Source organism: Brevibacillus panacihumi W25 (assembly GCF_000503775.1).
Classification (GTDB): Bacteria; Bacillota; Bacilli; order Brevibacillales; family Brevibacillaceae; genus Brevibacillus; species Brevibacillus panacihumi_A.
In genome coordinates this window covers 497,153-522,548 of the sequence record NZ_KI629782.1, presented here as the reverse complement: position 1 = coordinate 522,548, position 25,396 = coordinate 497,153, and the positions used below count along the sequence as shown (strand labels likewise).

At 52.1% G+C, this 25,396-nt stretch carries 32 protein-coding genes; 29 read left to right on the top strand and 3 right to left on the bottom strand.

What is annotated here, in order from left to right; translation table 11 throughout:
* Nucleotides 1–15 precede the first annotated feature (15 nt).
* The 6 genes from T458_RS32030 (at nucleotide 16) to T458_RS32005 (ending at nucleotide 5,285) form a co-directional block, all read left to right on the top strand.
* Complete coding sequence (locus tag T458_RS32030; protein WP_023554581.1) at nucleotides 16–495, top strand: YqhR family membrane protein; 480 nt, start codon at nucleotides 16–18, stop codon at nucleotides 493–495.
* A 172-nt stretch (nucleotides 496–667) separates the two neighbouring features.
* On the top strand, nucleotides 668–1,120 hold the full coding sequence (aroQ, locus tag T458_RS32025) for a type II 3-dehydroquinate dehydratase (protein ID WP_023554579.1): 453 nt from the start codon (nucleotides 668–670) through the stop codon (nucleotides 1,118–1,120).
* A 23-nt stretch (nucleotides 1,121–1,143) separates the two neighbouring features.
* Entirely contained in the window at nucleotides 1,144–2,217 is a 1,074-nt protein-coding gene (locus T458_RS32020; RefSeq protein ID WP_023554578.1) for a M24 family metallopeptidase, read from the top strand.
* Between the two features lie 108 nt (nucleotides 2,218–2,325).
* Complete coding sequence (gene efp / locus T458_RS32015; RefSeq protein ID WP_023554577.1) at nucleotides 2,326–2,883, top strand: elongation factor P; 558 nt, start codon at nucleotides 2,326–2,328, stop codon at nucleotides 2,881–2,883.
* Nucleotides 2,884–3,064: 181 nt separating this feature from the next.
* Complete coding sequence (locus T458_RS32010; protein WP_023554576.1) at nucleotides 3,065–3,634, top strand: RNA polymerase sigma factor; 570 nt, start codon at nucleotides 3,065–3,067, stop codon at nucleotides 3,632–3,634.
* On the top strand, nucleotides 3,615–5,285 hold the full coding sequence (locus T458_RS32005; RefSeq protein WP_023554575.1) for a DUF4179 domain-containing protein: 1,671 nt from the start codon (nucleotides 3,615–3,617) through the stop codon (nucleotides 5,283–5,285). Before T458_RS32010 ends, T458_RS32005 begins: the two co-directional genes overlap by 20 nt.
* A gap of 48 nt (nucleotides 5,286–5,333) precedes the next feature.
* Here T458_RS32005 and T458_RS32000 read toward each other — a convergent pair whose 3' ends face one another.
* The 3 genes from T458_RS32000 to T458_RS31990 are packed head-to-tail and all read right to left on the bottom strand — an operon-like array spanning nucleotide 5,334 to nucleotide 7,369.
* Nucleotides 5,334–5,795 carry a DUF441 domain-containing protein gene (locus tag T458_RS32000; RefSeq protein ID WP_031305350.1) on the bottom strand — a complete coding sequence of 154 codons (462 nt, stop codon included), beginning with the start codon at nucleotides 5,793–5,795 and terminating at the stop codon, nucleotides 5,334–5,336.
* A gap of 36 nt (nucleotides 5,796–5,831) precedes the next feature.
* Nucleotides 5,832–6,548, bottom strand: coding sequence for a 2-phosphosulfolactate phosphatase (locus T458_RS31995; protein ID WP_023554573.1), 717 nt, complete (start codon nucleotides 6,546–6,548; stop codon nucleotides 5,832–5,834).
* On the bottom strand, nucleotides 6,539–7,369 hold the full coding sequence (locus tag T458_RS31990; RefSeq protein ID WP_023554572.1) for a phosphosulfolactate synthase: 831 nt from the start codon (nucleotides 7,367–7,369) through the stop codon (nucleotides 6,539–6,541). Before T458_RS31990 ends, T458_RS31995 begins: the two co-directional genes overlap by 10 nt.
* A gap of 150 nt (nucleotides 7,370–7,519) precedes the next feature.
* Between T458_RS31990 and T458_RS31985 the strand changes: the two genes are divergently transcribed.
* The 23 genes from T458_RS31985 (at nucleotide 7,520) to T458_RS31880 (ending at nucleotide 25,373) form a co-directional block, all read left to right on the top strand.
* Nucleotides 7,520–7,783, top strand: a complete 264-nt coding sequence (locus T458_RS31985; RefSeq protein ID WP_023554571.1) for a YqhV family protein — start codon at nucleotides 7,520–7,522, stop codon at nucleotides 7,781–7,783.
* 88 nt (nucleotides 7,784–7,871) lie between these two features.
* Nucleotides 7,872–8,348 (top strand): CD1247 N-terminal domain-containing protein, encoded by a 477-nt coding sequence (locus T458_RS31980; protein WP_354702685.1) that lies wholly within the window; start codon nucleotides 7,872–7,874, stop codon nucleotides 8,346–8,348.
* Between the two features lie 196 nt (nucleotides 8,349–8,544).
* The gene (gene spoIIIAA, locus T458_RS31975; protein ID WP_031305348.1) at nucleotides 8,545–9,498 is read left to right on the top strand and encodes a stage III sporulation protein AA; all 954 of its coding nucleotides are present in this window, start codon (nucleotides 8,545–8,547) and stop codon (nucleotides 9,496–9,498) included.
* The gene (gene spoIIIAB, locus T458_RS31970) at nucleotides 9,495–10,013 is read left to right on the top strand and encodes a stage III sporulation protein SpoIIIAB (protein WP_023554568.1); all 519 of its coding nucleotides are present in this window, start codon (nucleotides 9,495–9,497) and stop codon (nucleotides 10,011–10,013) included. The genes spoIIIAA and spoIIIAB overlap by 4 nt, the downstream gene beginning before the upstream one ends.
* Nucleotides 10,014–10,030: 17 nt before the next feature.
* The gene (gene spoIIIAC, locus T458_RS31965; RefSeq protein ID WP_023554567.1) at nucleotides 10,031–10,234 is read left to right on the top strand and encodes a stage III sporulation protein AC; all 204 of its coding nucleotides are present in this window, start codon (nucleotides 10,031–10,033) and stop codon (nucleotides 10,232–10,234) included.
* Nucleotides 10,235–10,245: 11 nt separating this feature from the next.
* Entirely contained in the window at nucleotides 10,246–10,635 is a 390-nt protein-coding gene (spoIIIAD, locus tag T458_RS31960) for a stage III sporulation protein AD (RefSeq protein WP_023554566.1), read from the top strand.
* 16 nt (nucleotides 10,636–10,651) lie between these two features.
* Nucleotides 10,652–11,842: a stage III sporulation protein AE gene (gene spoIIIAE / locus T458_RS31955; RefSeq protein WP_023554565.1), complete on the top strand. Its 1,191-nt coding sequence runs from the start codon at nucleotides 10,652–10,654 to the stop codon at nucleotides 11,840–11,842.
* A 9-nt stretch (nucleotides 11,843–11,851) separates the two neighbouring features.
* Nucleotides 11,852–12,532 carry a stage III sporulation protein AF gene (spoIIIAF, locus tag T458_RS31950; protein WP_023554564.1) on the top strand — a complete coding sequence of 227 codons (681 nt, stop codon included), beginning with the start codon at nucleotides 11,852–11,854 and terminating at the stop codon, nucleotides 12,530–12,532.
* A 32-nt stretch (nucleotides 12,533–12,564) separates the two neighbouring features.
* Nucleotides 12,565–13,206, top strand: coding sequence for a stage III sporulation protein AG (spoIIIAG, locus tag T458_RS31945; protein ID WP_023554563.1), 642 nt, complete (start codon nucleotides 12,565–12,567; stop codon nucleotides 13,204–13,206).
* A gap of 12 nt (nucleotides 13,207–13,218) precedes the next feature.
* The gene (locus tag T458_RS31940) at nucleotides 13,219–13,872 is read left to right on the top strand and encodes a SpoIIIAH-like family protein (protein WP_023554562.1); all 654 of its coding nucleotides are present in this window, start codon (nucleotides 13,219–13,221) and stop codon (nucleotides 13,870–13,872) included.
* Nucleotides 13,873–14,065: 193 nt separating this feature from the next.
* Complete coding sequence (gene accB, locus T458_RS0128285) at nucleotides 14,066–14,575, top strand: acetyl-CoA carboxylase biotin carboxyl carrier protein (RefSeq protein ID WP_031305347.1); 510 nt, start codon at nucleotides 14,066–14,068, stop codon at nucleotides 14,573–14,575.
* A gap of 16 nt (nucleotides 14,576–14,591) precedes the next feature.
* The gene (gene accC, locus T458_RS31935) at nucleotides 14,592–15,947 is read left to right on the top strand and encodes an acetyl-CoA carboxylase biotin carboxylase subunit (protein ID WP_023554560.1); all 1,356 of its coding nucleotides are present in this window, start codon (nucleotides 14,592–14,594) and stop codon (nucleotides 15,945–15,947) included.
* 68 nt (nucleotides 15,948–16,015) lie between these two features.
* Complete coding sequence (locus T458_RS31930) at nucleotides 16,016–16,432, top strand: Asp23/Gls24 family envelope stress response protein (RefSeq protein WP_023554559.1); 417 nt, start codon at nucleotides 16,016–16,018, stop codon at nucleotides 16,430–16,432.
* A 126-nt stretch (nucleotides 16,433–16,558) separates the two neighbouring features.
* Entirely contained in the window at nucleotides 16,559–17,122 is a 564-nt protein-coding gene (gene amaP / locus T458_RS31925) for an alkaline shock response membrane anchor protein AmaP (RefSeq protein WP_171819347.1), read from the top strand.
* A gap of 12 nt (nucleotides 17,123–17,134) precedes the next feature.
* Nucleotides 17,135–17,347 carry a DUF2273 domain-containing protein gene (locus T458_RS31920; RefSeq protein WP_023554557.1) on the top strand — a complete coding sequence of 71 codons (213 nt, stop codon included), beginning with the start codon at nucleotides 17,135–17,137 and terminating at the stop codon, nucleotides 17,345–17,347.
* Between the two features lie 68 nt (nucleotides 17,348–17,415).
* A complete protein-coding gene (nusB, locus tag T458_RS31915; protein ID WP_023554556.1) occupies nucleotides 17,416–17,820 on the top strand; it encodes a transcription antitermination factor NusB in 405 nt (134 codons plus the stop codon).
* A 17-nt stretch (nucleotides 17,821–17,837) separates the two neighbouring features.
* On the top strand, nucleotides 17,838–18,800 hold the full coding sequence (locus T458_RS31910) for a tRNA (adenosine(37)-N6)-threonylcarbamoyltransferase complex transferase subunit TsaD (protein ID WP_023554555.1): 963 nt from the start codon (nucleotides 17,838–17,840) through the stop codon (nucleotides 18,798–18,800).
* A gap of 88 nt (nucleotides 18,801–18,888) precedes the next feature.
* Nucleotides 18,889–19,746, top strand: a complete 858-nt coding sequence (folD, locus tag T458_RS31905) for a bifunctional methylenetetrahydrofolate dehydrogenase/methenyltetrahydrofolate cyclohydrolase FolD (protein ID WP_023554554.1) — start codon at nucleotides 18,889–18,891, stop codon at nucleotides 19,744–19,746.
* A gap of 73 nt (nucleotides 19,747–19,819) precedes the next feature.
* A complete protein-coding gene (gene xseA, locus T458_RS31900) occupies nucleotides 19,820–21,187 on the top strand; it encodes an exodeoxyribonuclease VII large subunit (protein ID WP_023554553.1) in 1,368 nt (455 codons plus the stop codon).
* Nucleotides 21,168–21,431, top strand: coding sequence for an exodeoxyribonuclease VII small subunit (gene xseB / locus T458_RS31895; protein ID WP_023554552.1), 264 nt, complete (start codon nucleotides 21,168–21,170; stop codon nucleotides 21,429–21,431). The genes xseA and xseB overlap by 20 nt, the downstream gene beginning before the upstream one ends.
* Nucleotides 21,431–22,327, top strand: coding sequence for a polyprenyl synthetase family protein (locus T458_RS31890; RefSeq protein WP_023554551.1), 897 nt, complete (start codon nucleotides 21,431–21,433; stop codon nucleotides 22,325–22,327). Before xseB ends, T458_RS31890 begins: the two co-directional genes overlap by 1 nt.
* Before the next feature lie 344 nt (nucleotides 22,328–22,671).
* Entirely contained in the window at nucleotides 22,672–24,558 is a 1,887-nt protein-coding gene (dxs, locus tag T458_RS31885; RefSeq protein WP_023554550.1) for a 1-deoxy-D-xylulose-5-phosphate synthase, read from the top strand.
* Entirely contained in the window at nucleotides 24,555–25,373 is an 819-nt protein-coding gene (locus T458_RS31880; protein ID WP_023554549.1) for a TlyA family RNA methyltransferase, read from the top strand. The genes dxs and T458_RS31880 overlap by 4 nt, the downstream gene beginning before the upstream one ends.
* The last annotated feature ends 23 nt before the right edge of the window (nucleotides 25,374–25,396 follow it).

Below are 25,396 nucleotides of genomic sequence, written 5' to 3'. Positions count from 1 at the left end.
CAGAGGTGATGACAGGTGGAACGTGTAAAAATAGGCATCAGACAGAAGGAGAACTTGCATGAGCAGGGACGTGAGCGTGCCAGAAATCGCATCACATTGCAAAAATTCCTGGAGATAGCCTTTTGGGGGACCGTTTTCTGGGGGATCATCCGTCTTGTGATCCATTTTCTTAACTTTACTCCCTACGGTCTGGCTTCTTATGGTCGCCCCTTCTTGGGTATAGCAGGAGAAAAGACGTTTGCAGGAACTGCTCTTGGCATTCTTGTACTGTTTACCGGTACACTGGTCGCTTCTTTCATCTATAGGCTGGTATTCTTCAAGACCCGGAACTGGTGGAGCGGTTTGGTGCTGGGAGCAGTTGTGGGAGCTGCCATCGGTTTTTTCTTTCGCTTCGAAAAATGGGAGCTGTCCACGTTAAGTACGGAAGCAGCATGGTTTCTGTCCTACGGGCTTTTTATTGGAATGACGTTGACCCTGGAGAGCTCCGATCAGTAATAACCTCAGATGGACGAAGGAAGTCCATCTCGAGTGCGCCTTTGTCAAAATCTTTGCAAAGAGAAAACAGGAGAAGTCATTCCTTTGTTGAAGTTTGTAATGCTTATGATAGAATGTTTCATTAATAAAAACTTTTTGATTGATCAGCGAATAGAGAGGGGAGGATTCTAGATTGGTATCCGTTCTGTTATTGAATGGCCCCAACCTGAATATGCTGGGAAAACGGGAGCCGGAGATATACGGCAGCGAGACACTCGAGGACATCGTTGGTCGATTGAAAAAAACGATGGAAGAGGAGCTGGGCGGCAGACTTGAGCATGTGCAGTCCAACCATGAAGGCGTTCTGATCGATGCGATTCACCAGGCCAAGGGCATTCATGACGGCCTCATCATCAATCCCGGAGCGTTTACTCACTACAGCTACGCGATTCGGGATGCACTGGCAAGCGTTGCGCTGCCGACCATTGAAATACATATGTCCAACGTGCATGCGCGCGAAGAATTTCGCCATCATTCTGTCATTGCCCCGATTGTTTCCGGTCAGATCGTGGGTCTTGGCTCCGATGGCTATGATTGGGCGCTGCAAGCGCTGGTGCGTAAAATCAAAAACAGTCGAGTTGGTTGAGAAGAGAAAGGGGAAGGATAAGCATGAGCAAGCGATTGGACAAACTGCGCGAGGAACTGGCGCGCCTTCAAGCAGACGCATTCATTACGGAAAAGGCTGAAAACCGCTTTTACCTCAGCGGCTTTACAGGATCGACAGCGTGGGTCATCGTTACGGCCAAGGATGCTTTTTTGGTTACCGATTTCCGTTATGTCGAGCAGGCTCAGGAGCAAGCCCAAGGATTTACTGTCATTGACAATGAGCGCAAGGCCATCGACGCGATCGCCCGCGTGTTGAAAGAAAATGGGGTCAAACGTCTGGCCTTTGAGGGAAGCAGCGTATCGTTCCAGACTTATTCGGATTGGAACAAGGCATTCGAGCCAGTCGAGCTCGTTGCGACCAGCGGCCTAATAGAAAAGATCCGCATGTATAAAGATGAATCCGAAATGGTGATCATCCGGGAAGCCGTGCGGATCGCTGAAGCGGCATTCGAACACATTCAAGGATACATCAGACCGGGTGTGCGTGAGTCTGATGTCGCTCTCGAGCTGGAGTATTTTATGCGCAAACAGGGTGCGACTGGCTCTGCCTTCGACATGATCGTAGCGTCCGGTCCACGCGGTGCCTTGCCGCACGGACGGGCTTCCGAAAAAGTGATTCAGGCAGGGGAAATGGTGACACTGGACTTCGGTGCCGCCTATCAAGGATACAATTCGGACATCACACGCACACTAGCGGTAGGGGAGCCAGATCCCAAAATGAAAGAAATTTACGAGATCGTCCTGCAAGCCCAATTAGCCGGACTGGCAGCGCTGCGACCAGGCGTGAGCGGCAAAGAGGCGGACGCTGCCACACGCGACATCATCACTGCTGCAGGCTACGGTGCTGCCTACGGACACAGTGCCGGACACGGTTTGGGACTGGAAGTGCATGAACTCCCCACTCTGTCCACAGTGAGTGCCTTTGTGCTTGAGCCAGGCATGCTGGTCACGATGGAACCTGGTATCTACATCAGCGGGCTGGGCGGCGTGCGGATCGAGGACGATGTCTGGATCACAGAGAATGGACATGAAAACCTAAACAAATCCACGAAAGAGTTGCTCATTTTGCCTGTCTAATTTATACTATTTTTGTTACTCTAGCGGACACCTCTACTCTGCAGTCGTTCCTTGATATAGGGGCACTGCTCCAGAGGTTTTCCCACTGATTGATTTGGGAGGACTACCATGATCTCTGTTAACGATTTTCGTACTGGTTTGACGATCGAAGTGGACGGCAATATCTTTCAAGTGCTGGAATTCCAACACGTGAAGCCAGGTAAAGGCGCGGCTTTTGTTCGCTCCAAACTGCGCAACATGCGCAACGGCAATACGACGGAAATGACTTTCCGCGGCGGTGAAAAAGTAAACCCTGCCCGCATCGAGTCCATGACTATGCAATATCTGTATGCAAGCGGGGACGATTACACTTTCATGAATACCGAAACATACGAGCAACTGACGTTCACTCGCAACCAAATCGAGCGTGAACTTCGTTTCCTCAAGGAAAACATGAACGTGCAAATCATGCAGTACAACGGCGAAACCATCGGAATCCAACTGCCGAACACCGTTGAACTGAAGGTAATCGAGTGTGAGCCAGGAGTGAAAGGCGATACCGCTTCCAACGTAACCAAAAAGGCAACGCTGGAAACAGGTTTTGTCGTAAACGTTCCTCTCTTTGTAGAGGAAGGCGAAACCCTGATCATCGATACACGTACGGAATCATACGTTTCCCGCGCATAAGCTTCAGATTGTGAAAGAAAAGCTGTACCCATTGAGTCATTCATGGGTGCAGCTTTTTTTGCGTTTTTTAGAAAAAGTTATAAAAATTTGGAAAGAAATTTCGACTTCATCCGTTAACCTATATGAGCCTGCCGATAGAACGCTGCGCAGCGAAGTACGTTTGGGATAGGAGGACTAATTGGTGCAGGACGATTGGTTGTTGATTCAACAGGTGCACGATGGAAATCAGGAAGCCTACGCGCATCTTGTAGAAAAATACAAGGACAAATTGTACAGCTTCCTCTATCGAATGACAGGCCAGTCACAGGATGCCCAGGACCTTACGCAGGAGGTTTTTCTCAAAGCGTACTGTAGTCTGGACAAATACAAGCCCACAGATGCTTTTTTGGCCTGGCTCTACCGGATTGCATCCAATCTGTGTGTAGATGCTTGGCGCAAAAACAAGCGTTATTCTAGTGCCCCGCTGGAAGAAACGCTGTTAATCGAGCCGCAGACACCGGAGCAGGTTTATCTGAAAAAGGAAAACCAGGATGTCTTGCAAGCGCACATCATGGCTTTGGGGGAGGACTACCGCGCCGCTTTTTTGCTGAAATATATGGAACAGCTCAGTTACAAGGAGATTGGCGACATTTTGCAATTGCCGATCACCACGGTTCAGATGCGGATCCACCATGCCAAGCGAAAGCTGCGAACTGGTCTTGCGCAAGAAATGTCAGGAGGTGCTGCGATCTATGAAATGCTCCAGAGCTGATGCATTGCGCGCCTATATGAATGGAGAGCTTTCGGAACAAGAGAGCAGACTCCTGGAACGGCATGTAGAAGGCTGCCTTTCTTGCCAACGCCAGATGGAGTCAGAAGAAGAGTGGGAACTGGGGGATTTGCAGGTTCCGAGTGAATTGCCGCTCGATTTTAGCCAAAAAGTGATGCATGCCTTGGAGCATCTGCCTGTACCGGTTCCGAGACCCGATTGGAAAAAAAGGAGTGTGACCATTTTGAAGAGAACGACAGTAGCTGTAGCGAGTGTTGCCGCATTGATCACATTTACCTCGATGGTATCCCCTACGTTTGCAAGCTATGTGAACAACGTCATTCAAACCATTCAAGGTGTTGACAAGGGGATGAAACAAGCAGCGGAGAATGGCTATGCCCAAGAGATCAACAAGCAAATGACAGATCAGGGGATTACTCTGGTGGTAAAAGAGGTCGTAGCGGATCCGATGAGGATTGCCATCTTTTGTGACGTCCTGGACCAGGATGGCAATCGCATCTCCACTTCGATTCAAGGGGACGACATCCGTCTTGTCTTCAAAAACAAGGATGGCGTAGAACTGCATGGGGGAGGCAGTTCTACGATCGGCCAGAGAGGCGAATATCTGGTGCTCAATCAAGAAATCTTCAGCTTTCTGCCTGATCCAACAGACATCCCTGACGAGCTTTTCGTAGGCGTACATGCTACGAGCTTGAAAGGAAAAGAAGGAAACTGGCTCATCGAGTTTCCTGTAGATATGAAAAAGGCGAAGGCAGTCGTAAGCTATACGGACATCAATCAGCAGTACACGACGCCGCAAGGCATTTCTCTCAAGCTGAACCGCATGATGACGGTCCCAAGCGCCAGTTTGCTGGAGCTTGAAACGGACTGGACGAAAGAGCGAACCGAACAGGTCGAGAAAATTATGAAGGAAAATGGCTGGGAAGTGGGAGAGCCGGAAAGAGGAAAAATTTCAAAAGCTGAGCTGATGCAGAGCTACTTTAAAAGAATCGGTTTGGCGTATCAGATCATGGATGAAAACGGGAAAGTCATCGCCGGATGGGATGATGCCATGTATGATGAAGTGAATCAGATCAAGGCAAACACCGTGGACCTGACGAGAAGAGGTGCAGAGGCTCCAAACGAAAACCGGATTACGGCTTGGAATGGTTTTGCTCCATTTGCCGACAGCCAGAAGTTGAAAGTAAAGCTCCACTCCTTATACTTGTTTGAACCCGCAGCATTCAAGGCACAAGTGCCTGTTGATACGCTGATCAACGAAAAGGTGACCATTGACAGCCATGACAATATCCTTGCGTTGACAGGCTTCTCCCTGAAAACAACCGAGCAGGAAGAAAAGATTGGCGACTTTACCTATCGGGGTATGGGGGCTATCATTCCTTTCATGGCGAAGCTTCCTGATGGCATCGTCTACACAAGCGAATGGAAGGCAAAGGATGAAAAGGGGAAAGAGTACCCTGTATCGCGCAATGAGGCATACGGAAGAGGAGAAGACGGTCGTGTGGAAGTGACGGGAACCTTGTATATTCGGGGACTGAATCACCAACCGAAGACTTTGACCTTGTCCTATGAGGTCCAGCAGAGACAGTACCGCGATCTAGACTGGGAAGTACCGATCAATACAGGCAGCTGACAAGCGCAATAAAGGAACATCCCCCTCTTCCTCAAAGAGGGGGATGTTTTATCTGCCTCCTAACCACTCCCACAGCTTCAGCACGAAAGCCGTAATGCCAGCCGCCATCAGCGGTCCCACAGGAATTCCGCGCAAGAATACGATTCCGATAATCGATCCGATGACCAAGCCCACGATCATGTGAGGCTCGGTCCGCAGCAGATCAAGCCCTTTTCCATTCATCCAGGTAGCCAAAGCGCCGCCTGCAAGTGCCGTCAGACCGATGACAGTCGTGAAGAGAGGCGTTACGTCCTTCCAGGATATTTTCTCACTCGCGAATGGTACGAGGACTGATATGGTTAAAAAGAGCAGGCCCAACTCAAGCCCGCGGCGTTCTACAGTCGGAAAAAAACGTTCCAATGCCGTCAGCTTGAGCACCAACAGAATACTGGCGGCAGTTGCAATGATGGGTGAACGGCCAATTAACCCGATCACGATCAGGATGACGAGCATCACTTCTCCAGACATCATCGGCATCAAAACCCCTGTCCCTTTTCTCGTTTCACTCTATGAGACAAGGTGGGGAAGTATGCGCCTCTCCTTTACGTAGGGAACCAGCCGGCAGCGGTCGACCTGCGAGCAATAAGTCAGATCGTCTACAAAACGATGCTGGACAAGCCGCTTTCCTGTAGTGGTTTGCGGCAGTACCTCAGCCAGTCTGTCCGCTACATGCAGATAGCTCGCTTTCAAAGCTTGCCCCAGATCACAAAGTTCGATCTGGGACAGCTTCTTTTCTGCCACCGTAATCATCATGCCGGCAGCCAATCCGTCCTCCAGGGCGAACTCCGAACGAGTGCCAGCACAGTATAGCGTGATGTCGTGATGCTGCTCCAGGGCATGGCTGATGCAGGCCGTCGCATTCAGAAAGCAGCCGATCAAAACAGAGACGGCTTTTTCCGCCTTTTGGATGGCTCGCGTGCCATTTGTCGTTGTCAGAATCAGGGGGTGTCCGGATGATGGATGAGCCGCAATTTGTGTCGGGGAATTATTGTAATCAAACTCCGCGATTTTGCGGCAGTGCCGCTCCCCTGCGAGCAGACATCCGGGTGTGTGCAGCGCTTGTGCCTGACCGATCGTCTCGACCGGAAGAACCGTGGAGAAGCCGCGTTCAAGAGCCGTCACGATGGTGCTGGCTGCACGCAGGACATCGATGACGATCACGACACGTTTGCGGATCTGGTCCGAACGGATTTCCTCCACTGTCGGCACGACTTCTATTCGCACGGAGCAGCACTCCCCGGGGCAAAGCGGGCTGCCGTATCCCCTCGCAGGCCGCGACGCAGCGTTTCCACGGATAAGACATCGGAATAAGCGATATTGCCCAGATGGACATTGCTGCCAAGTGCCTGGATCAGGTGGACCTGCTGCTCTTTTTTGGGAGCCTCCCAAATGAGCTTGCTACCCATTTCTTGAGCTGCTTCGGTGACATCCAGTACGAACTGTTGATCGATGTTGCCATTTCGATCGAAAACTCCGACTGTACCGCTTTCTCTCGCCTCCACGATGACGTGGCTGGCGCCTGCATCGAGATCAGCCGCAAGCGTCTGCAGCAGCTCCTCTTTTTCCGCGCGGTAGTGGGCATCCTTTTTCCCGAATTCGGTATAGACGGTCAAGCCGCATGCCAACCCGCTCACAATGGCTTCCCTGCGCTCCCTTTGCGAGAGGGGGAAAGTACCGTCGGAGATTTCGACAGCGGTGAAACCAAGCTGGCTGATGGTTTCCATGTACTGGGATGCAGGGGTGCTGCGTAGAGCAATTTCAAAAAACGTCCCGCCTGGCATAATCTGCAAGCCGTATTCCCTGGCCAGCTCTAGCTTTTGTTGCAACTGTGAAGTCGGATACAGAGCGGCTGTCCCAAATCCAAGCTTGCATATATCCATATAAGGAGATGCGAGATCAAGCAGGTCACGGAATGCGCTGATTCCCGTCCCTTTGTCGATGACCATCGTGAGTCCCTCGGTGCGCGGCTTGGCACTTCTGCTTCTGGATGGGTCGCTCCAGGATGGGGGGAACATGCTTCCGGGATTGTCAAAACGTTCTGGCATAGGTGGTTTCCTCATTTCTCAAGACGTTTCGTACAGTCTATGCCCACCCAAAAGAAGGAGTGAAGCGCGATCCCGTAGGCGGTTGCCCAAGAAAAGTGCTGAAATGAGCGCGAACAAGCATAGAGTGAGAACAAGGGGGGACGAGATTCGATGTGGGAAAAGGCGATCATGGGAATGGCAGCCTTGCGGGTATTCTCAGGGAGCTTGGAGATCCTTGCTGCCTTATTGATTCTAAAAGTAAATCAGGTAGAAAAGGCATTATTGATCAACTCTGGTTTGGCCATTGTGGGACCATTGGTGCTTCTTACCAGTACGGCGGTTGGTTTGCTGGGTATGACAGATCGGATCAGCTTCGCGAAAATAGGCTGGATATTGCTTGGCATTTCCTGCATTTTGATCGGTGTGCGCAAATAAACCACCCTTGCAAAGTTGTTGGTAATCTCCTTCTTGTTTGGGAAAGATACGTGGTGAGTTGCACACGACAAGGAGGGGAATGCAAGTGATGGATGCATTGGAGAATCGCATAGCCTATTTGCGGGGATTGGCAGATGGATTGGATGTCGGCACCCAGACTTCGGAAGGAAAAATGCTGGCGGAGATGATCGAAATCCTCGATGAGATGCACGCCGAGATCCATGTGCTGCATAGGCGAATCGAGGAGACAGAGGACTACGTCGAGGCAATCGATGAAGACCTGGAAGACATCGAGCTTTTGCTGTATGAAGATGAAGATGAGCTGTATGAGACAGTGGGCGATTGCGCGGAGGATGATATCGATCTGGATTTGGATGCATCTGATGCGTTGTACACCTATGATCCACAAGATGAAGACGAATTCGAGACCTCTTATGAGTTTACCTGCCCGAGCTGTCAAGAAGGTATCATGCTTCACGAGGGCAAGGATGCGGAAGGGTATCTTCACTATGTGATCGAGCCCTACCCGCAAGCAAAAGGATACGAGCCGATCAACCCAACGTAAACATCCATTCGCTCGATTATTTCGGAGCGATTCTGATTTAAAAGTCTGTCTGCATGCGTGACCAAGCGCTGTGGCAGGCTTTTTTCCTTTTCAGGCTGGTCCAATAGAGTCGCTTTTTTTAGCATAAACCTCGTCCACGCACGCATAGGATGGAGGTAAGTCAATGATGGACAAAGGCGATAAGGAGGGTTCATCCATGCAAGAGATCATGGCTATTCTGCCGGCATCCGTGCGAAACATCATGACTGTGCTCCCCTCCACGGTCCTCGAGGTATTGGAAGAAATCCGACTTCGGCAAAATCAGCCATTGGAAATTCGATACGGTCAGCAAACCAGCTATGTGACCCCGGCAGGTCAAATCACGTCCATCGCCAGACAAGGATGGGTTTTCACACAAGAACACGTGGTCAAGCTGTTGAACCAGGTGAGCCAGCACTCGTTGTACGCATTGGAAGAGGAATTGAAGCGGGGGTACATCACCGTGGTAGGGGGCCATCGCATCGGAATTGCTGGCAAAGTCGTGCTGGAGCGCGGCGAGGTAAAAGGCATACGCGATGTGACGAGCTTCAACATACGGATTGCTCGCGAGAAAAAAGGAGTCGCGCAAAAAGTAATGCCCTATCTGTTTGAAAAAGGAACTCTGCGAAACACGCTCGTCATTTCTCCCCCGATGTGCGGCAAAACGACATTGCTGCGTGACATTGCCCGACAGATCAGCTACGGCAACGAGTGGTCCTCCAGTCGCAAGGTAGGGATTGTGGACGAACGCTCCGAACTGGCTGGCTGCCTGCAAGGGGTGCCCCAGCGCGATGTCGGACCGCGTACGGATGTGCTCGACGCTTGTCCCAAAGCAATCGGGATGATGATGCTGATCCGTTCCATGTCGCCGGATGTCCTGATCGTGGACGAGATCGGCAGACCCGAGGATGGAGATGCTGTCTGGGAAGCGATCCATGCCGGTGTCGCAGTCGTCTGTTCTGCACATGGGTCCGATGTAGAGGAGGTAGCAAGAAGACCGATGCTGGGCAAGCTGATCCGTCACGGGGCCTTTTCCCGTTACATTGTTTTGAGTCGAAGCCGAGGAGTCGGGACCATCCAGGCGATTTACGACAGCAGCCTGAATCCGGTGAAAAAGGAACAACCCGCATGATCAAGCTGATTGGAGCATTGATGGTTCTCGTCTCCGCTTCGATGGTCGGCTGGCAAATCAGCCGTACCTACGCCAAGCGTCCCGTACAGCTTCGTGCCCTGCTCGTAGCCCTGCAGATGCTGGAGACAGAAATCGTCTACGGTCTCACCCCGTTGCAGCGTGCCTTTGTAAAGGTGGGACAGCGAGTCAACAAGGAAGTCGGGAATCTCTTTTTGTTGGCCGCAGAACTGCTGGAGCAGGAGAGGGCACTGTCGGCGGAGGAATCCCTGCAAAAGGCGATGAAGCGTCACTGGCCCCAGACGGCTTTGCGAAAACAGGAGCAGGAAGTGCTGGCAAGCCTTTCGCAGGTGCTCGGATCATCCGATCGGGAAGACCAGCAAAAGCATTTGCGCCTAGCCGTCACACATCTGCGGGGACTGGAAGAAGAAGCGCGTGCTGAACAAGATAAATACGAAAAAATGTATAAAAGTCTCGGATTCTTGGGTGGGCTGCTGGTAGTCATCCTGATGTTTTAAAGGCGAGGTGTTCACAAGTGGATTTTGATTTGACACCTGTTTTCCAAATCGGCGCGGTAGGCTTCATCACAGCCATCCTGCATACCGTCTTAAAGCAGGCGGGCAAGGAAGATATCGCACACTGGGCGACGCTGGTCGGGTTCATTATCGTGCTCTACATGGTTGCCCATTATGTCGGCGACCTGTTTACCGAGGTAAAACGCGTCTTCCTGTTCAAATAGGAGGGAGACAGATGGAGATCGTACAAATTGTCGGCCTTGGGCTGGTCGCTACCATTCTCGCGTTGGTCATCAAGGATCAAAAGCCCATGTTTGCATTCCTGATCGCCATCGCGAGCGGCGTCATTATCTTTTTCTTTCTCATCGGCAAGATCGCTGAGGTCATTCAAATCCTGGAAAAGCTAGCCGTCCAGGCAGACCTGAACCTCGTATTTCTAGAGACGATCCTAAAAATTATCGGAATTGCGTATATCGCTGAATTCGGCGCACAAATCACAAGGGATGCGGGACAAGGCGCCATCGCATCAAAAATCGAGATGGCTGGCAAAGTCCTCATTCTCGTCATGGCGGTCCCGATCATCCAAATCATTATCGAGACTGTGATCGACCTGTTGCCAGCGTGAGGGGAGGGGAATGTCGATGACGCGATACGGTTGGATCAGCGCATGCATGCTCTTCCTGTTTCTTTTGCACACGCCTGTACAAGCTGTCTTCGCTACCCCTGCCGCTCCTGCCAATCCCATCAATGAACTGGTCCAGCAGCAGGTCAGCCATCTCAATACCGAAAGCGTCGAGCAGTATTGGAAAAAGCTCCAGAAAGAATACCAGGGCTACCTTCCTGACCTCAAGGCGAAGGGCTTTATCCAGATGCTCATGCAGGAGGGAGAATTCAGCCTTTCAGGCTTCTTGAAGGGACTCATGAAATTCGCCTTTCACGAAATTCTGATGAACGGCAAATTGCTCAGCTCCATTATCATCATCACCGTTTTTGCCATGATCCTGGAGACGATGCAAAACGCATTTGAACGCAACACGGTCTCCACAGTTGCCTACTCCATCGCCTACCTGGTCTTGATGGTGCTGGCGATCAACAGCTTTCACCTGGCCATTACCTACGCCAAGGACGCGATCGGCAACATGTCCGACTTCATGCTGGCGATGATCCCGCTGGTGATAGCGCTGCTGGCATCGGTGGGAAATCTGGCTACGGCGACGATGTTCCATCCGCTGATCATCTTCATGATCAACATCAGCGGCATGATGATTACGTATGTAGTGTTTCCTCTGCTGTTTCTTTCGGCCATGCTCTCCATCGTCAGCATGTTTTCCGAGCGCTACAAGGTGACGCAACTGGCGACCCTTCTGCGCAATATCGCGATGGGGGTGCTGGGATCGTTTTTAACCATTTTCCTGGCGGTGATCTCGATTCAGGGTGCCACCTCGGCTGTCACAGACGGCGTCACGCTGCGGACGGCCAAGTATATCACCGGGAACTTTGTGCCGATCGTCGGCCGCATGTTCTCGGATGCAGCCGATACCGTCCTGAATGCATCGCTGCTGGTGAAAAATGCGATCGGCCTGGCTGGCGTCATCATTCTAGTAATCCTCTGCGCCTTTCCGGCAATGAAGATACTCGTTCTTGCCCTGATCTACAACCTTTCGTCAGCAGTGCTGCAACCTCTCGGAAACAGTCCGATCATCAGTGCTTTGGGCACGATCGGCAAAAGCCTGCTGTTCGTTTTCGCCGCGCTGGCGACAGTTGGCCTGATGTTTTTTCTGGCGATTACCATCATCATCGCAGCGGGCAACATCTCTATGATGGTTCGGTAGGTGAGGTAGATGACCTGGTTAACGTTATGGCTGAAAAAAATCATCCTGCTCGTCCTGCTTGCCGCCTTTCTTGATTTGATTTTGCCCAACACGACTTTGCAGCGCTACGTAAAAATGGTGATGGGGCTGATCCTGCTGCTCACGATCATCTCCCCCTTGTTCGCTTTGTTCAATCTGACGCAGGATGACCTGGCCTTGCGACTGGACCGCTATCAGGAGGAGTTGAACAAGCCGGCAGACAGCGACTGGAAGCGGGTCACCAGCAAATTGCTGAGCCACCAAAGCGAGCAAACCACCGCTTATGTACAAGCCCAGATCAGCGCAGCAGTGAAAACAAGAGTAAAAGAAGTATACGGAATGGATGTCCAGCATATAGAAATTCAGATGGACAAATCCAATCCCGACCAGCCCATCCTGAAGCGAATCGCGCTCATCGTCCAAGACAGCGAAAATCAGGAAAAGACTTCCGACCAGACACCCGTGCAGCCGATTCAGCCCATTCAACCCGTAGACATCCAGATCAGTACACCGGCAGTCAAAACAGACCGCGCACCGCCCGATCGGGAAGTGAGCGCGCGCCAGGACAATCCGGTTCATACGCGCATCGCTTCCGATATCGCCCTTCAGTGGGGACTTGCCGCAGACCAGGTGTCTGTGACGGACGAGTCTCCAACAAATGGTAAGCAGTAGACGGACATGTCCAAAAAAGTGAGGTGAGAAGGATGCTGGAGAAGTTGAAAAAATGGTGGGAAGGCGACGGGGGCGGGGCGAAAAAGCTGAAGCCGATCCACTACTTCATCGTCGTTTTGGGCATCGGGTTGGCGATCATGATTCTGACTGACTTCTTGCGAGTAGAAAAAGATCAGCCTCTCGGGTTTGGGTCTCTTGACAATGATTCGACCGGTCCGCCTGCTAGCGAGTTGGCGAGCCCGGCGATGGGTCAGGCTCCCGTACCGGATGTGATTGCAGAGTACGAGAACATTTACGAAACGCAGTTGCGTGAAATACTTTCGACCGTCGTCGGGGTCGGTGCTGTGGAGGTCATGGTCAATCTGGATTCAACGCCGGAGTTGATTGTGGAAAAAAACACCAACAGCCGGTCCTCGACCAATCAGGAGACGGATAAGGATAAAGCGACCCGCAATCAGAACGATCAGTCCCGGGATGAGGAGGTGGTCATTGTCCAGGGTGGCAAGCAAGACCAGCCTGTCATTGTCAAAACGATGAAGCCTCGCGTCCGCGGCGTACTGGTTGTCGCGAAAGGTGCCGACAACATCCAGGTGAAAGCGTGGATTACCGAAGCCGTGCAAAAGGTTTTGGACGTTCCCGTTTACAAGATATCCATTTTGCCAAAAAAAGGGTAGGAGGTATGGTCTATGATTTTAAGAAAGCAAACAGTGTGGTTGTTGACAATGCTGGCTGTCATGGTGGTCCTGTCCGGTTATTATCTGGCCAAAGGTCCGCAGGAGCAGGTCCCGACATCCGGACAACAGCAGGCAGTAGAAAAGCAGGAACAAATCTCAGGAGTTGTCGTGGAATCCCGCGAAGCCGATCCTGCGCCTGATGCGAAACCCGTAGACGGCAAGAGCGGCCAGCCAGTGGCCCAAGCCGGCAAAGAAGAGGCGACGCCAAAGGAGCAGAATTCGCCCGCCGCGGTCGTTCCGGTCTCGGAGACGGCAAGCGAGATCTTCCAGGGCTACAAAATGAAACGCGAAGCACAGTTCCAGCAGCAAAAGGATGAGCAGCTCGCGATCATGAGCAGCCCGGATTCTTCCCCGCAAGCCGTAGCCGAAGCGAAGGCCAAGTTTGAAGAGCTGTCCACGCAGGATTCTGCGACGACGAATGTAGAAGAGATGCTGAAGGCTAGCGGCTACCAGGATGCGGTCGTCTTCATGCAAAATGACAAGGTAACGGTCATTGTGCAAAAAAATGAGCTGAGCCAAAGTGAAGCGGTCGAAATCATCGCCCACGTCAAGGAGCATTTGAATGTTCCAGCCACGAACGTAAAGGTTCAATTCAACGCTTCCTAATCACGCCGCCGACTTATAGGAAGGGGCCATAACGGGCATGATGGTAAGGATTTCCTCGCCTTTCTTACGGGAAAAGCAGGGAAATCCTTTCTTGACGTGTATCTGGCGACAAGCTACCATGGGTTTATGGTCTGGCCATCTGCTACATATGGAACTCCCTGAGACATTTATTGAAGTGAAGGAGTGCTTTTCGTTGAATATCCATGAAATTCGAGAACTTATTAAGTTAATTGATCAATCATCCATTCAAGAATTCAAGCTGGAATTAGAAGGCGCCAAAGTAAAACTGACCAAATCCTCCGGCAAGGAGACAGTGGTAGTGACTCAGCCGGCGGTATCAGCACCTGTCTTGCAGGCAGCTCCGGCAGCCGCAGCAGCACCGGTCGCAGCGCCAGTGGCAGCACCAGTTGCTTCGGAAGCGCCGAAGGCTGCACCTGCAGCACCTGCAGCTGATGATGCCAACCTGCACAAAATCGTCTCTCCGATGGTAGGGACCTTCTACAGTGCGCCAGAACCTGGCAAGCCAGCCTACGTGAAAGCCGGTGACAAGGTGAGCGCAAACAAGGTTGTCTGCATCGTGGAAGCGATGAAGCTGTTCAATGAGATTGAAGCTGAAGTAAACGGCGAGATCGTCAAGGTCCTGGTTGAGGACGGCCAATTGGTCGAATACGGCCAGCCATTGTTTCTAGTGAAGCCAGAATAAGGTGGGGGAGAGCGAAATGTTCCAAAAAGTATTGATTGCCAATCGCGGAGAGATCGCTGTGCGGGTCATTCGCGCATGCCGCGAGCTAGGCATTCGTACGGTCGCTGTCTACTCCGAAGCGGATAGTGAAGCGCTTCATGTCAAATTGGCCGACGAAGCTTACTGTATTGGTCCAAAAACATCCAAGGAAAGCTATCTGAATGTAACAAGCATCATGAGCGTCGCGACGAAGGTAGGAGCAGATGCCATCCATCCCGGTTACGGCTTTTTGGCTGAAAACGCGGATTTTGCAGAGATTTGCGCTGCCTGCAACATCACTTTTATCGGTCCTGATCCGGAAGCGATCGTGAAAATGGGCGACAAGTCCACAGCGAAGGATACGATGAAAGCGGCTGGCGTCCCAACGGTTCCCGGTACAGAAGGTCTGATCGAGGATATTGCCGACGCCATTCAAACAGCCAATGAGATTGGCTATCCTGTCATGGTTAAAGCGACAGCGGGCGGCGGCGGACGCGGGATGCGGGTTGCCGTCGACGACGAAGATCTGGAAAAAGCCATTCGCCAGGCGCAGAATGAAGCCAAGACAGCGTTTGGCAATCCAGGCGTCTATCTGGAGAAATTCGTGGAAGGGCCGCGCCATGTCGAGATTCAGATCATGGCTGACAAACACGGCAACGCTGTCTATCTGGGAGAGCGCGACTGCTCGATTCAGCGGCGCCATCAGAAGCTGATCGAAGAAGCTCCATCACCTGCACTCAGCGAGGAATTGCGTCAGCAGATGGGGGAAGCAGCGGTAGCTGCCGCCAAGGCCGTCTCCTATCACGGTGCAGGTACGGTTGAGTTCCTACTGGATAAACACGGCAAATTCTACTTTATGGAAATGAATACGCGGATTCAGGTAGAGCATCCGGTCACGGAACTGGTCACGGGCTATGACCTGATCAAGGAACAGTTGACGGTAGCGGCAGGGGAGCCCCTCTCGTTCCGCCAAGAAGACATCCGGTTGAATGGTTGGGCTATCGAATGCCGGATCAATGCGGAGAATCCAGCGAAAAACTTCATGCCATCGCCTGGCCGGATTACAGAGTACCTGCCACCTGGAGGCTTTGGCGTGCGCGTCGACAGCGCGGCTTATGCCGGCTATGCCATTCCGCCTTACTACGATTCGATGATTGCCAAGCTGATCGTCTGGGGCAAGGACCGCCAGGAAGCGATTGAGAGAATGAAGCGTGCCTTGGATGAGTTCGTCGTGGAAGGCATTACGACAACCATTCCGTTTCATTTGAAAGTCTTGGATCATGAGGTGTTTGCCAGCGGAAATTTTGATACCAAATTCCTCGAAACCTATGATCTCAAGTTGGATGAAGAGTAAAGAGCAAGTTTGTAAAACAACAGCCTACTTGCTATAATGGAATACAAATCCAAAGGGAGGTGCGAAGCGTGGAAGAATTTACACCGGATCTAGATAGAACAGAATTAGGAAAGGTCCAGATCGCCCCTGAAGTCTTGGAAGTGATTGCTGGCATGGCTGCCGCAGAAGTGGAAGGCGTGGCCTCGATGAGCGGCGGCTTCGTTGGGGATATAGCGGAACGTTTGGGCCGTAAAAATATAGCTCGCGGAGTGCGTGTCGAGGTCGGTTCCCGTGAAGCGGCAGTTGATGTTTCCATTATTGTGAAATACGGACACCGAATTCCAGAGGTCGCTCGTAATATTCAAGATAGTGTGCGCAACGGCATCGAGAGCATGACCGGACTGTCAGTTGTCGAAGTCAATGTACATATCGTGGACGTAGAGTTGAAGGCTGAAGAAAAAGCGCCGGTAACAACTGTAGTGGAAGACTATCAGCGGGTTCGCTGACAAGCTGCGGATGGATGCCCCCTACTTACAGGGGGCATTTTCCACTAGCTGCCCCTGCACGTCGGCACTAACGATAGCACCCGAACCGCGCCCTGGATAGAATAGAAAAGCGGGGCTGAAGGAGAGATGCAAGTGAACTTGTTTGATCGGTTTATCTTAACGATTTACAGTTTTGCGCTAATCGTATTATCCTGCGTGATGATCGCAGTTACCAGCGGCTGGTTTTCTCAAGACTTGTTTCGTCCCTACATGGAACAGATTTTGTCAGGCACCAATATCGCCTACCTGATCGTCGCGATCATCTTCCTCATCGTCAGTCTCCGATTCTTTTTCAGTTCCTTCCGTTTCAAAAAGTCCAAAGAAGATCGCAGTATCCGTCAGCGCAGCGATCTGGGGGAAATCAACATCACCATTCAGACGATCCAGACCATCGCGGAACGCGCAGCCAGACGCGTCAAAGGTGTGCGTGATCTGCGCAGCGGAATCAAACTGCTGGAGAGCGGAACGATGATCACGATGCATGTTTCGGTAGATGGAGAAACCCCGTTTCCCGAACTCACCCACAATCTGCAGCATGACGTCAAAGATCAGGTGGAGACCATCACCGGTCTGCTGATTTCCGAAGTGAAAATCGTGGTGACTGAGGTGGCTCAACAAGAAAACTACGCGGCACGCAAGCGTGTGGAATAGAAGGTGAACACCATGATCTGGGAGTTGTTGTGGGAGCATAAGGGGAAGCTATTGGGGATCTTGGCCGGTATTTTTTTCGGTATCATCTACCTAATCGTCGGTTTTTGGGATACACTGGTGTTTGTCGTGTTTATCGGAACCGGATATTACATAGGCCGCAAACTGGATCACAAGGAAGATCTGCGGGAAATCCTCGATCGGATTCTTCCTGGAAAATTTCGGTGACATCGGCGCGGGAGTCATGATCAGGGCTGGTCTGCTCCCACACTCACTTTAATGAGCAGGTGAAAGAAATGAAGCGTAGAACAGCACGAGAAAAAGCAGTCCAATGCCTGTTTCAGATCGATATGGCAGAAGTCCCGCTGAATGAAGCAGTTGCACTGGTCATGGAGGACTCACAGGAGGATACCACGTTTTTGCGGTATTTGCTGGACGGCGTGATCCGGAACCAGAATGAAATTGACGACGAAATTAAAAAGTATCTGCGCGGCTGGAAGCTGGAGCGGATTGCCAACGTAGACCGCGCGATTCTGCGTCTTGCTTTTTTTGAGATCATGTTTGAAGAGCAAACGCCGGACAAGGTCGTCATGAATGAAGCGATTGAGATTGCTAAGCTCTTCAGTGACGAGCAATCCCATCGTTATATCAACGGCGTTTTGTCCAGCTTCCTGCATGCTCGTGAAACAGCGCAGGCATAAAGGCAGGGGATACTAGGATGACGAAGGTATTGTTGGGCATAGATACAAGCAATTACCGGACATCACTCTGCCTGGCTCGGGAAGACGGCCGGATTGTCGCAGAAGCAAAACGCCTCCTGAAGGTAAAGGAGGGAAAACGCGGTCTGCAACAATCCGAAGCCGTCTTTCAGCATGTGATGAACCTGCCAGAGCTAAGCGAGCAGTTGAGATGGGAAGAGCATGAGATCGTCGCGGTTTGCGTAAGTGAAAAGCCCCGTCCAGTGGACCAGTCATACATGCCTGTCTTCAAGGTTGGAGAAGGGTTGGCCAAATCGCTTTCCATCTACTTAAAGGTGCCGCTTTACTTGACGACTCACCAGGAAGGACATATTGCGGCAGGAGAGTACACGGCTCAAGAGCGTCCCGCCCAGGATCGTTTTTTGGCCGTGCACCTCTCAGGGGGGACGAGCGAAATCCTGTTATGTGAACGGCAAGCATCCGGTTATGCGATCGAGAAGGTGGGAGGAACCATTGACCTGCATGCAGGCCAACTGGTGGACCGGATCGGCGTAGCGATGGGCATGTCCTTTCCAGCTGGTCCGCAGATCGAGGAGTTAGCGAAGCAGGCAGAAGGAGAATTCCGCGTCTCCTCATCAGTAGAAGGGCTTACCTTCAGCTTCTCGGGACCAGAAGCCTCCCTTCTACGGGCTATAGAAGCAGGAAATGCGAGTCAGGCGCAAATTGCGAGGGCGACGGAACAGTGCATCGCCAACACCTTGGAAAAGGCTTTGCGCAATGCGATCGAAAAAGGCTTGCCCAGCGACATTCTGATCGTCGGAGGCGTGGCAGCCAACCAGTACATGCGAGAGCGATTGATCAAACGTCTCGAGCATCCCGCAGTGAAAGCCAAGCTGTACTTCTGCGATCCGGTATACTCCGGAGACAATGCGTACGGTGTGGCCATGCTCGGCTGGATGAAGCAAAAGGCGAACAATAATTAATCTTAAACATTTATATTTCGCCTTTACAGTAGTTTGTCAAATCGCTACACTTAAGGTATCGACGTTTATAGAAGGAGGCTATTTCTCCATGCCTGCAACCATTCTTCAAGGAAAAGAAGTAGCGAAAAGTATTCGAGCCGAACTGGCAGAGGAAGTCGCCGGACTGAAACAACAGGGAATTACACCGGGCCTGACCGTCATTCTTGTGGGTGAAGATCCCGCTTCCCACTCGTATGTGCGCGGGAAATCAAAAGGCTGCGAGGAAGTGGGCATTCATTCCGAGGTCATTTTGAAGGATGCCGCTACAACACAGGAGGAGCTTCTGGAAATCATCCAGCAATTGAATCAAAATCCGAACGTTAATGGGATTTTGGTCCAATTGCCATTGCCGTCCCACATCTCGGAGGAGGCAGTTTTGGATGCCATCGATCCGAGCAAGGACGTGGATGGTTTCCACCCGATCAATGTCGGGAATATGGTGATCGGCAAGGAAACCTTGCTTCCGTGTACTCCCCATGGCGTGATTGAATTGATCAAACGCACAGGAACAGAGATCGCTGGCAAGCATGCCGTCGTGATCGGACGCAGCAACATTGTCGGAAAACCCGTCTCGCTCCTGCTGCAGCGTGAAAATGCTACGGTCACGATGTGCCACTCGCGTACAAAGGATCTGCCATCCTTCACCAAAATGGCGGATATTCTCGTCGTAGCAGCCGGGAAGGCTCACATGATCGGCAAAGAACATGTGAAGCCCGGTGCGGTAGTCATCGACGTTGGGGTTAATCGCAATGAAGCCGGAAAGCTGGTCGGGGACGTCAAGTTTGACGAGGTCCAGGAGACAGCCAGCTATCTGACGCCGGTGCCGGGCGGAGTCGGTCCGATGACCATCACCATGCTTCTGAAGAACACGGTAGAAGCCGCGAAGCAGCAGGCCAAACGCAGATAAGTCGGGAACCAATCATCCGGGAAATGGGAGTCGAAAACCCATTTCCCGTTTTCAGTCGAGGGGGAAGGGGCTTATGGCCATTCAAGATATCCTATCCGTCAGTCAGCTAAATCGCAGTATCAAGCTTCTGCTGGAGAGAGATCCGCACTTGCAGGACGTTTGGGTGAGAGGAGAAATTTCCAATTTTACCCACCACTCCAGCGGACATATGTATTTTACGCTCAAGGATGATCAGTCACGGCTGAAGGTCGTCATGTTCGCCAGCTACAACCGCTTTCTGCGCTTCCTCCCCAAGAACGGGACCAAGGCGATTGTGCGCGGTTCCATCTCGGCATTTGAACGGGACGGGGCGTATCAGTTGTATGCTAAAGAGATGCAGCCGGACGGACTCGGCTCGCTGTATCTGGCTTTTGAGCAGCTGAAGGAAAAGCTGGCCCAGGAAGGCTTGTTCGCAGTGGAAAGAAAGCGCCCTTTGCCGCGTTTCCCCAAACGGGTCGGGGTCGTCACCTCTCCTACAGGAGCGGCGATCCGTGACATCTGCATCACCATCAGACGCCGTTACCCGCAAGCAGACATCGTCTTGGCCCCTGCGATTGTCCAGGGTGTAGAGGCGCCGCACTCTATTGTCGATGGCATTCGCAATCTCAACCGACTTGCTGGCATCGATGTCATGATCGTAGGGCGCGGCGGAGGCTCGATTGAGGAACTGTGGGCATTCAATGACGAGCGGGTGGCACGCGCGATTGCCAGCTCGTCCATTCCCGTGATTTCCGCGGTGGGACACGAGACTGATGTGACGATTGCCGATTTCGTAGCAGATGTTCGTGCAGCAACACCGACGGCTGCGGCGGAGCTGGCAGTACCCCATTACCTGGAATGGCAGCAGCGCGTCCAGCAGCTCGAGATGAGAACCCATCGGGCGATGCGCCAGCACGTATTGCAGGAGCGGAAACGCCTGCAGGGACTTGTTCAATCGTATGCGATGCGTCAGCCTCAGCGCAGGCTGGAGGAAGCGGCACAGCGACTTGACCAGGCCAAGTTGCGAATGAGACAGGCCATGAGTCAGCTCATGCGGCTGCGGAGGGAGCGCTACATTCGGCTGGCAGAGCAGATCAGGCGCTACCGTCTGGCTGACCACGTGAAGGAACGAAGAGAGAAAGTGCTTACCCTGCGTTTGCGCCTCGATGAGCGAATGAACGCAGCATTGAAGCAAAAAAAGCTGGAATTCGCCTCCCGTCTTGCCCACCTGGATGCAGTAAGTCCATTGAAGGTGATGCAGCGCGGTTTTTCCCTGGTTTATTCCGGAGATCAGCTGGTGAAATCCGTGGAGCAGTTTGCCACTGGAGACGAGCTCATGGTACGATTAAGCGATGGCAGCGCTACGGCGCGCGTGGAACGAATAGAGCGGGAGGAGAAAGAAAATGGCTCGCAAAAAAGCTGACGTGTCCCCCGAAGAGATGGACATGCCGTTTGAAGAAGCAATGAAGCGATTGGAAGAGGTCGTACAGCGCCTGGAAGAGGGCGATATCCCCTTGGAGGAATCCATTCATCTCTACCAGGAGGGAGTAACGCTGTCCCGCATCTGTGGCCAGAAGCTGGAGGCGATCGAAGCCAAGATCACCCAACTGGTCGAAGAAGACGGACAAGTAAAGCAAAAGGCGTTTCGTCTGGAAGGGGAAGCATGATGGTCGATTCTCTCCATACCTACCTCGAAGAAAAGACTGCCTATATTGAAACGCATCTGGTTCCAGCTTTGGAGAAAGAAGGGGTACCTGCTTCCTTGTACGAATCGATGAAATACTCGCTCATGGCAGGAGGCAAACGTCTGCGCCCGATGCTTGTCCTGGCGGTGCTGGAGGCGTTGGAAAAGCCGCTGGAGCGCGGCGTTCCTTTTGCCTGCGCCCTCGAAATGATTCATACGTATTCGCTCATTCACGATGACTTGCCCGCGATGGATGACGACGACCTGCGCCGCGGCAAGCCGACAAACCACAAGATGTTCGGCGAGGCGACGGCGATCTTGGCAGGGGATGCGCTTTTGACGCGGGCCTTTTCCTTAATAGCGGAGTCCTACTTGGCAAACGCGGATGTACAGCCCACGACTACAGTAAAGCTGATCGCCGAGTTGGGCAAGCGGGCTGGTGCAACCGGGATGGTGGGAGGCCAAATGGCCGACATCGAAGGCGAGGGAAAAAAGCTTGATTTAACGCAGCTCGAGTATATTCATCAGCATAAAACGGGAGATCTCCTGGTTGCTGCACTGCGCGGCGGCGGGTATTTGGCGGAAGCAAACGAGAGCCAAATGAGGGCGTTGACACATTACGGATTTTGTATCGGCCATGCTTTTCAGATTCAGGACGATATTTTAAATGTCGAGGGTGACGAGAAGCAGCTGGGCAAGGCAGTAGGAAGCGACGCCGACCGGGAAAAAGCCACCTACCCGTCTTTATTGGGCCTGGAAGAATCCAAGCAACGGCTTGATGCCTTGATTACGGAAGCCAAAACAGCTCTCGCCGAAGTTGGACTACAGCATTCGGCACTGATGCCCCTGGCGGACTATGTCAAGAACCGAACGAAATAACAGACGAAAGAAAAGCTGGATTCCTTCATGGGAGAGCCAGCTTTTTTCAGGATAGACAAGCGTGACAGCCCAGATGATTTGTAACAAGGAGATTCGGCAAACCGTAATACAACATAAAGCCACATCTCTATAAAGATATTTACATATATTAGAAATTGATATCCCTCAAACGAGGAAAAGTGGTGTTTTTGATAAGAAACCGTTATAATGAATCAAGCTGATTCAAGAAAAAAATCCAGTGGCATTGCCCTAAAGGCGGAGCCCTTTTTGCATGAGCAGGATAAATTGGATCGCAGCATGCCGAATCACCGGAGAAGCAACCAGTTGAAAGTGAGGAATACCCAATGCTGCTTACGAAAATAAATGATCCCCAGGATTTGAAAAAATGCACCTTGCCAGAATTGTATACGCTCGCAGGTGAAATCCGTCAGTTTCTCGTAGAAAACCTCTCCAAGACAGGCGGACATCTTGCACCTAACCTTGGCGTGGTCGAACTGACGCTGATTCTTCACTATGCCTTCAACAGCCCAAAGGATAAGCTGATTTGGGATGTAGGCCACCAGGCGTACGTACATAAGATGTTGACTGGCCGCCGCGAGATGTTTCCGACCTTGCGCCAGTACAAAGGCTTGTGCGGTTTCCCAAAAATGAACGAAAGCCCTCATGACGTATGGGAGACGGGACACAGCAGTACGTCTTTGTCTGCTGCGATGGGGATGGCTACGGCCCGTGATCTGAAAAAAGAGAAAAACCACGTCGTCGCCGTAATCGGGGACGGTGCCTTGACAGGCGGAATGGCCCTCGAGGCCTTGAACCACATCGGGCATGAGCAAAAAAATGTCATCGTGGTATTAAACGACAATGAAATGTCCATCGCTCCCAACGTAGGGGCTTTGCATAATTATTTGGGGAAATTGCGTTCGGCTCAGAATTATCAGTGGGCAAAAGGCGAACTGGGCCATTGGATCAAATCGGTCCCTGCTGTAGGCGGAAAACTGATGAATCTGGCAGAACGCTTCAAAGACAGCATGAAGTATCTGCTCGTCTCCGGTGTCCTTTTTGAAGAGCTGGGCTTCACCTATATCGGGCCCATCGACGGACACAACATGGAGCTGCTCCTGGAGACGATGAAAATCGCCAAACAAAACAAAGGGCCGGTATTGATTCACGCCATCACCAAAAAAGGCAAAGGCTATGCGCCTGCAGAAGCGGATTCCGTCAAGTTTCACGGGGTCGGCACCTACAAGATTGAATCTGGTGATACGGCCAAATCCGCTCCGACCTACACCTCAGTCTTTTCAGAGACCATGATTCGCCTGGCACAAGAGGATGATCGGCTCGTGGCGGTAACACCTGCCATGCCTGCGGGTTCCGGACTGATCCCATTCGGGGAAAAATATCCCGACCGCCTCTTTGACGTCGGAATTGCCGAACAACACGCTTGTACATTTGCGGCGGCGCTTGCTACGCAGGGCTTAAAGCCCGTCCTGGCGATCTATTCGACCTTCTTGCAGCGCGCGTATGATCAGTTGATTCACGACGTGGCGCGGCAGAAGCTGAATGTCGTGTTTGCAGTCGATCGGGCGGGTCTGGTAGGAGCTGACGGCGAGACGCATCAGGGGATGTACGACATCGCTTTCATGCGCACCGTCCCCAACATGGTCATTATGGCGCCAAAAGATGAAAATGAATTGCGCTTGATGATGAAGACGGCATCGTTATATGAAGACGGACCGATCTCATACCGCTATCCACGTCTGCCGGTACGCGGTGTCGAATTGGATGAGGAACTGCATCCATTGCCGATTGGGAAGGCAGAGATCGTGACAGAGGGCAAGCATGTCGCCATTTTGGCTTTTGGACATATATACGAAATCGCCGAGCAGGCGGTCGAGCAGCTGCATCGAGAAGGCATCCACCCGATGCTGGTCAACGCGCGCTTCTGCAAGCCGTTGGATGAAGAACTGCTGTCCCGTCTGGCACAGGAAGGGTACAAGATCATCACCGTAGAGGAAGGCGCCGAGATGGGCGGCTTCGGAAGTGCTGTCGTCGAGTACCTCGCACAAGCGGGCTACCATGATGTCCCTGTTCAAATCGTAGGTGTTCCGGATTATTTCGTGGAGCACGGCAGTGTGAAGGAACAGCGCAATGAAGTAGGACTGACAGCTGAGAATATCGCGGCCCGTACTCGCGCCTGGATGCCTGTGACGAAAGGCGTTGTGGAAGCATGAGTGTAAGGAAGGAACGACTGGATGTCCTTCTCGTCGAACGCGGACATTACGAAACCCGTGAAAAAGCAAAAGCAGCAGTCATGGCTGGACTCGTGCAGGTTGCAGGCGAGCGATGCGACAAACCGGGGACGAAGATTGCGGAGGATGCCGCTATTACGGTAAAAGGCGAAGTGCATCCTTACGTCAGCCGGGGAGGCCTCAAGCTGGAAAAGGCATTGCGGGTATTTGGCATCGATATGAGCAATCGCGTGATGATGGACATCGGGGCTTCGACGGGAGGATTTACCGATTGTGCCCTGCAGCATGGCGCACGTCGCGTGTATGCCATCGATGTCGGGTACGGACAGCTTGCCTGGAGTCTTCGGCAGGACGAGCGGGTCGTAGTAATGGAGAGAACCAATTTTCGTCACCTGGACCCCGAGTCTTTTGAGCACGAGAGACCGGATTCCGCATCCATTGACGTTTCATTTATCTCGCTAAAAATTATTCTGCCTGTGCTGTACCGTTTTTTGCAGGAGAATGGCGATGTCGTCGCATTGGTCAAACCGCAGTTTGAAGCGGGGAAAGAAAATGTAGGGAAAAACGGCATCGTCCGCGACCCTGCGATTCACCAGGCCGTCCTGGCAGACATCGGCCAGTTCGCCTTGGGACTTGGTTTTTCCTTGCGCGGCTTGGACTTCTCGCCCATCACGGGAGGAGAAGGGAACATCGAGTTCGTGATGCATCTGCAAAAAAATACAGGTGGTATGGATGAGCCAGCCTGGCTGGATTGCGTAGCCCAAGTGGTGCGCACCGCGCATGAAACATTGAAATAAAAGAAAAAACATGGAAGCCTCGA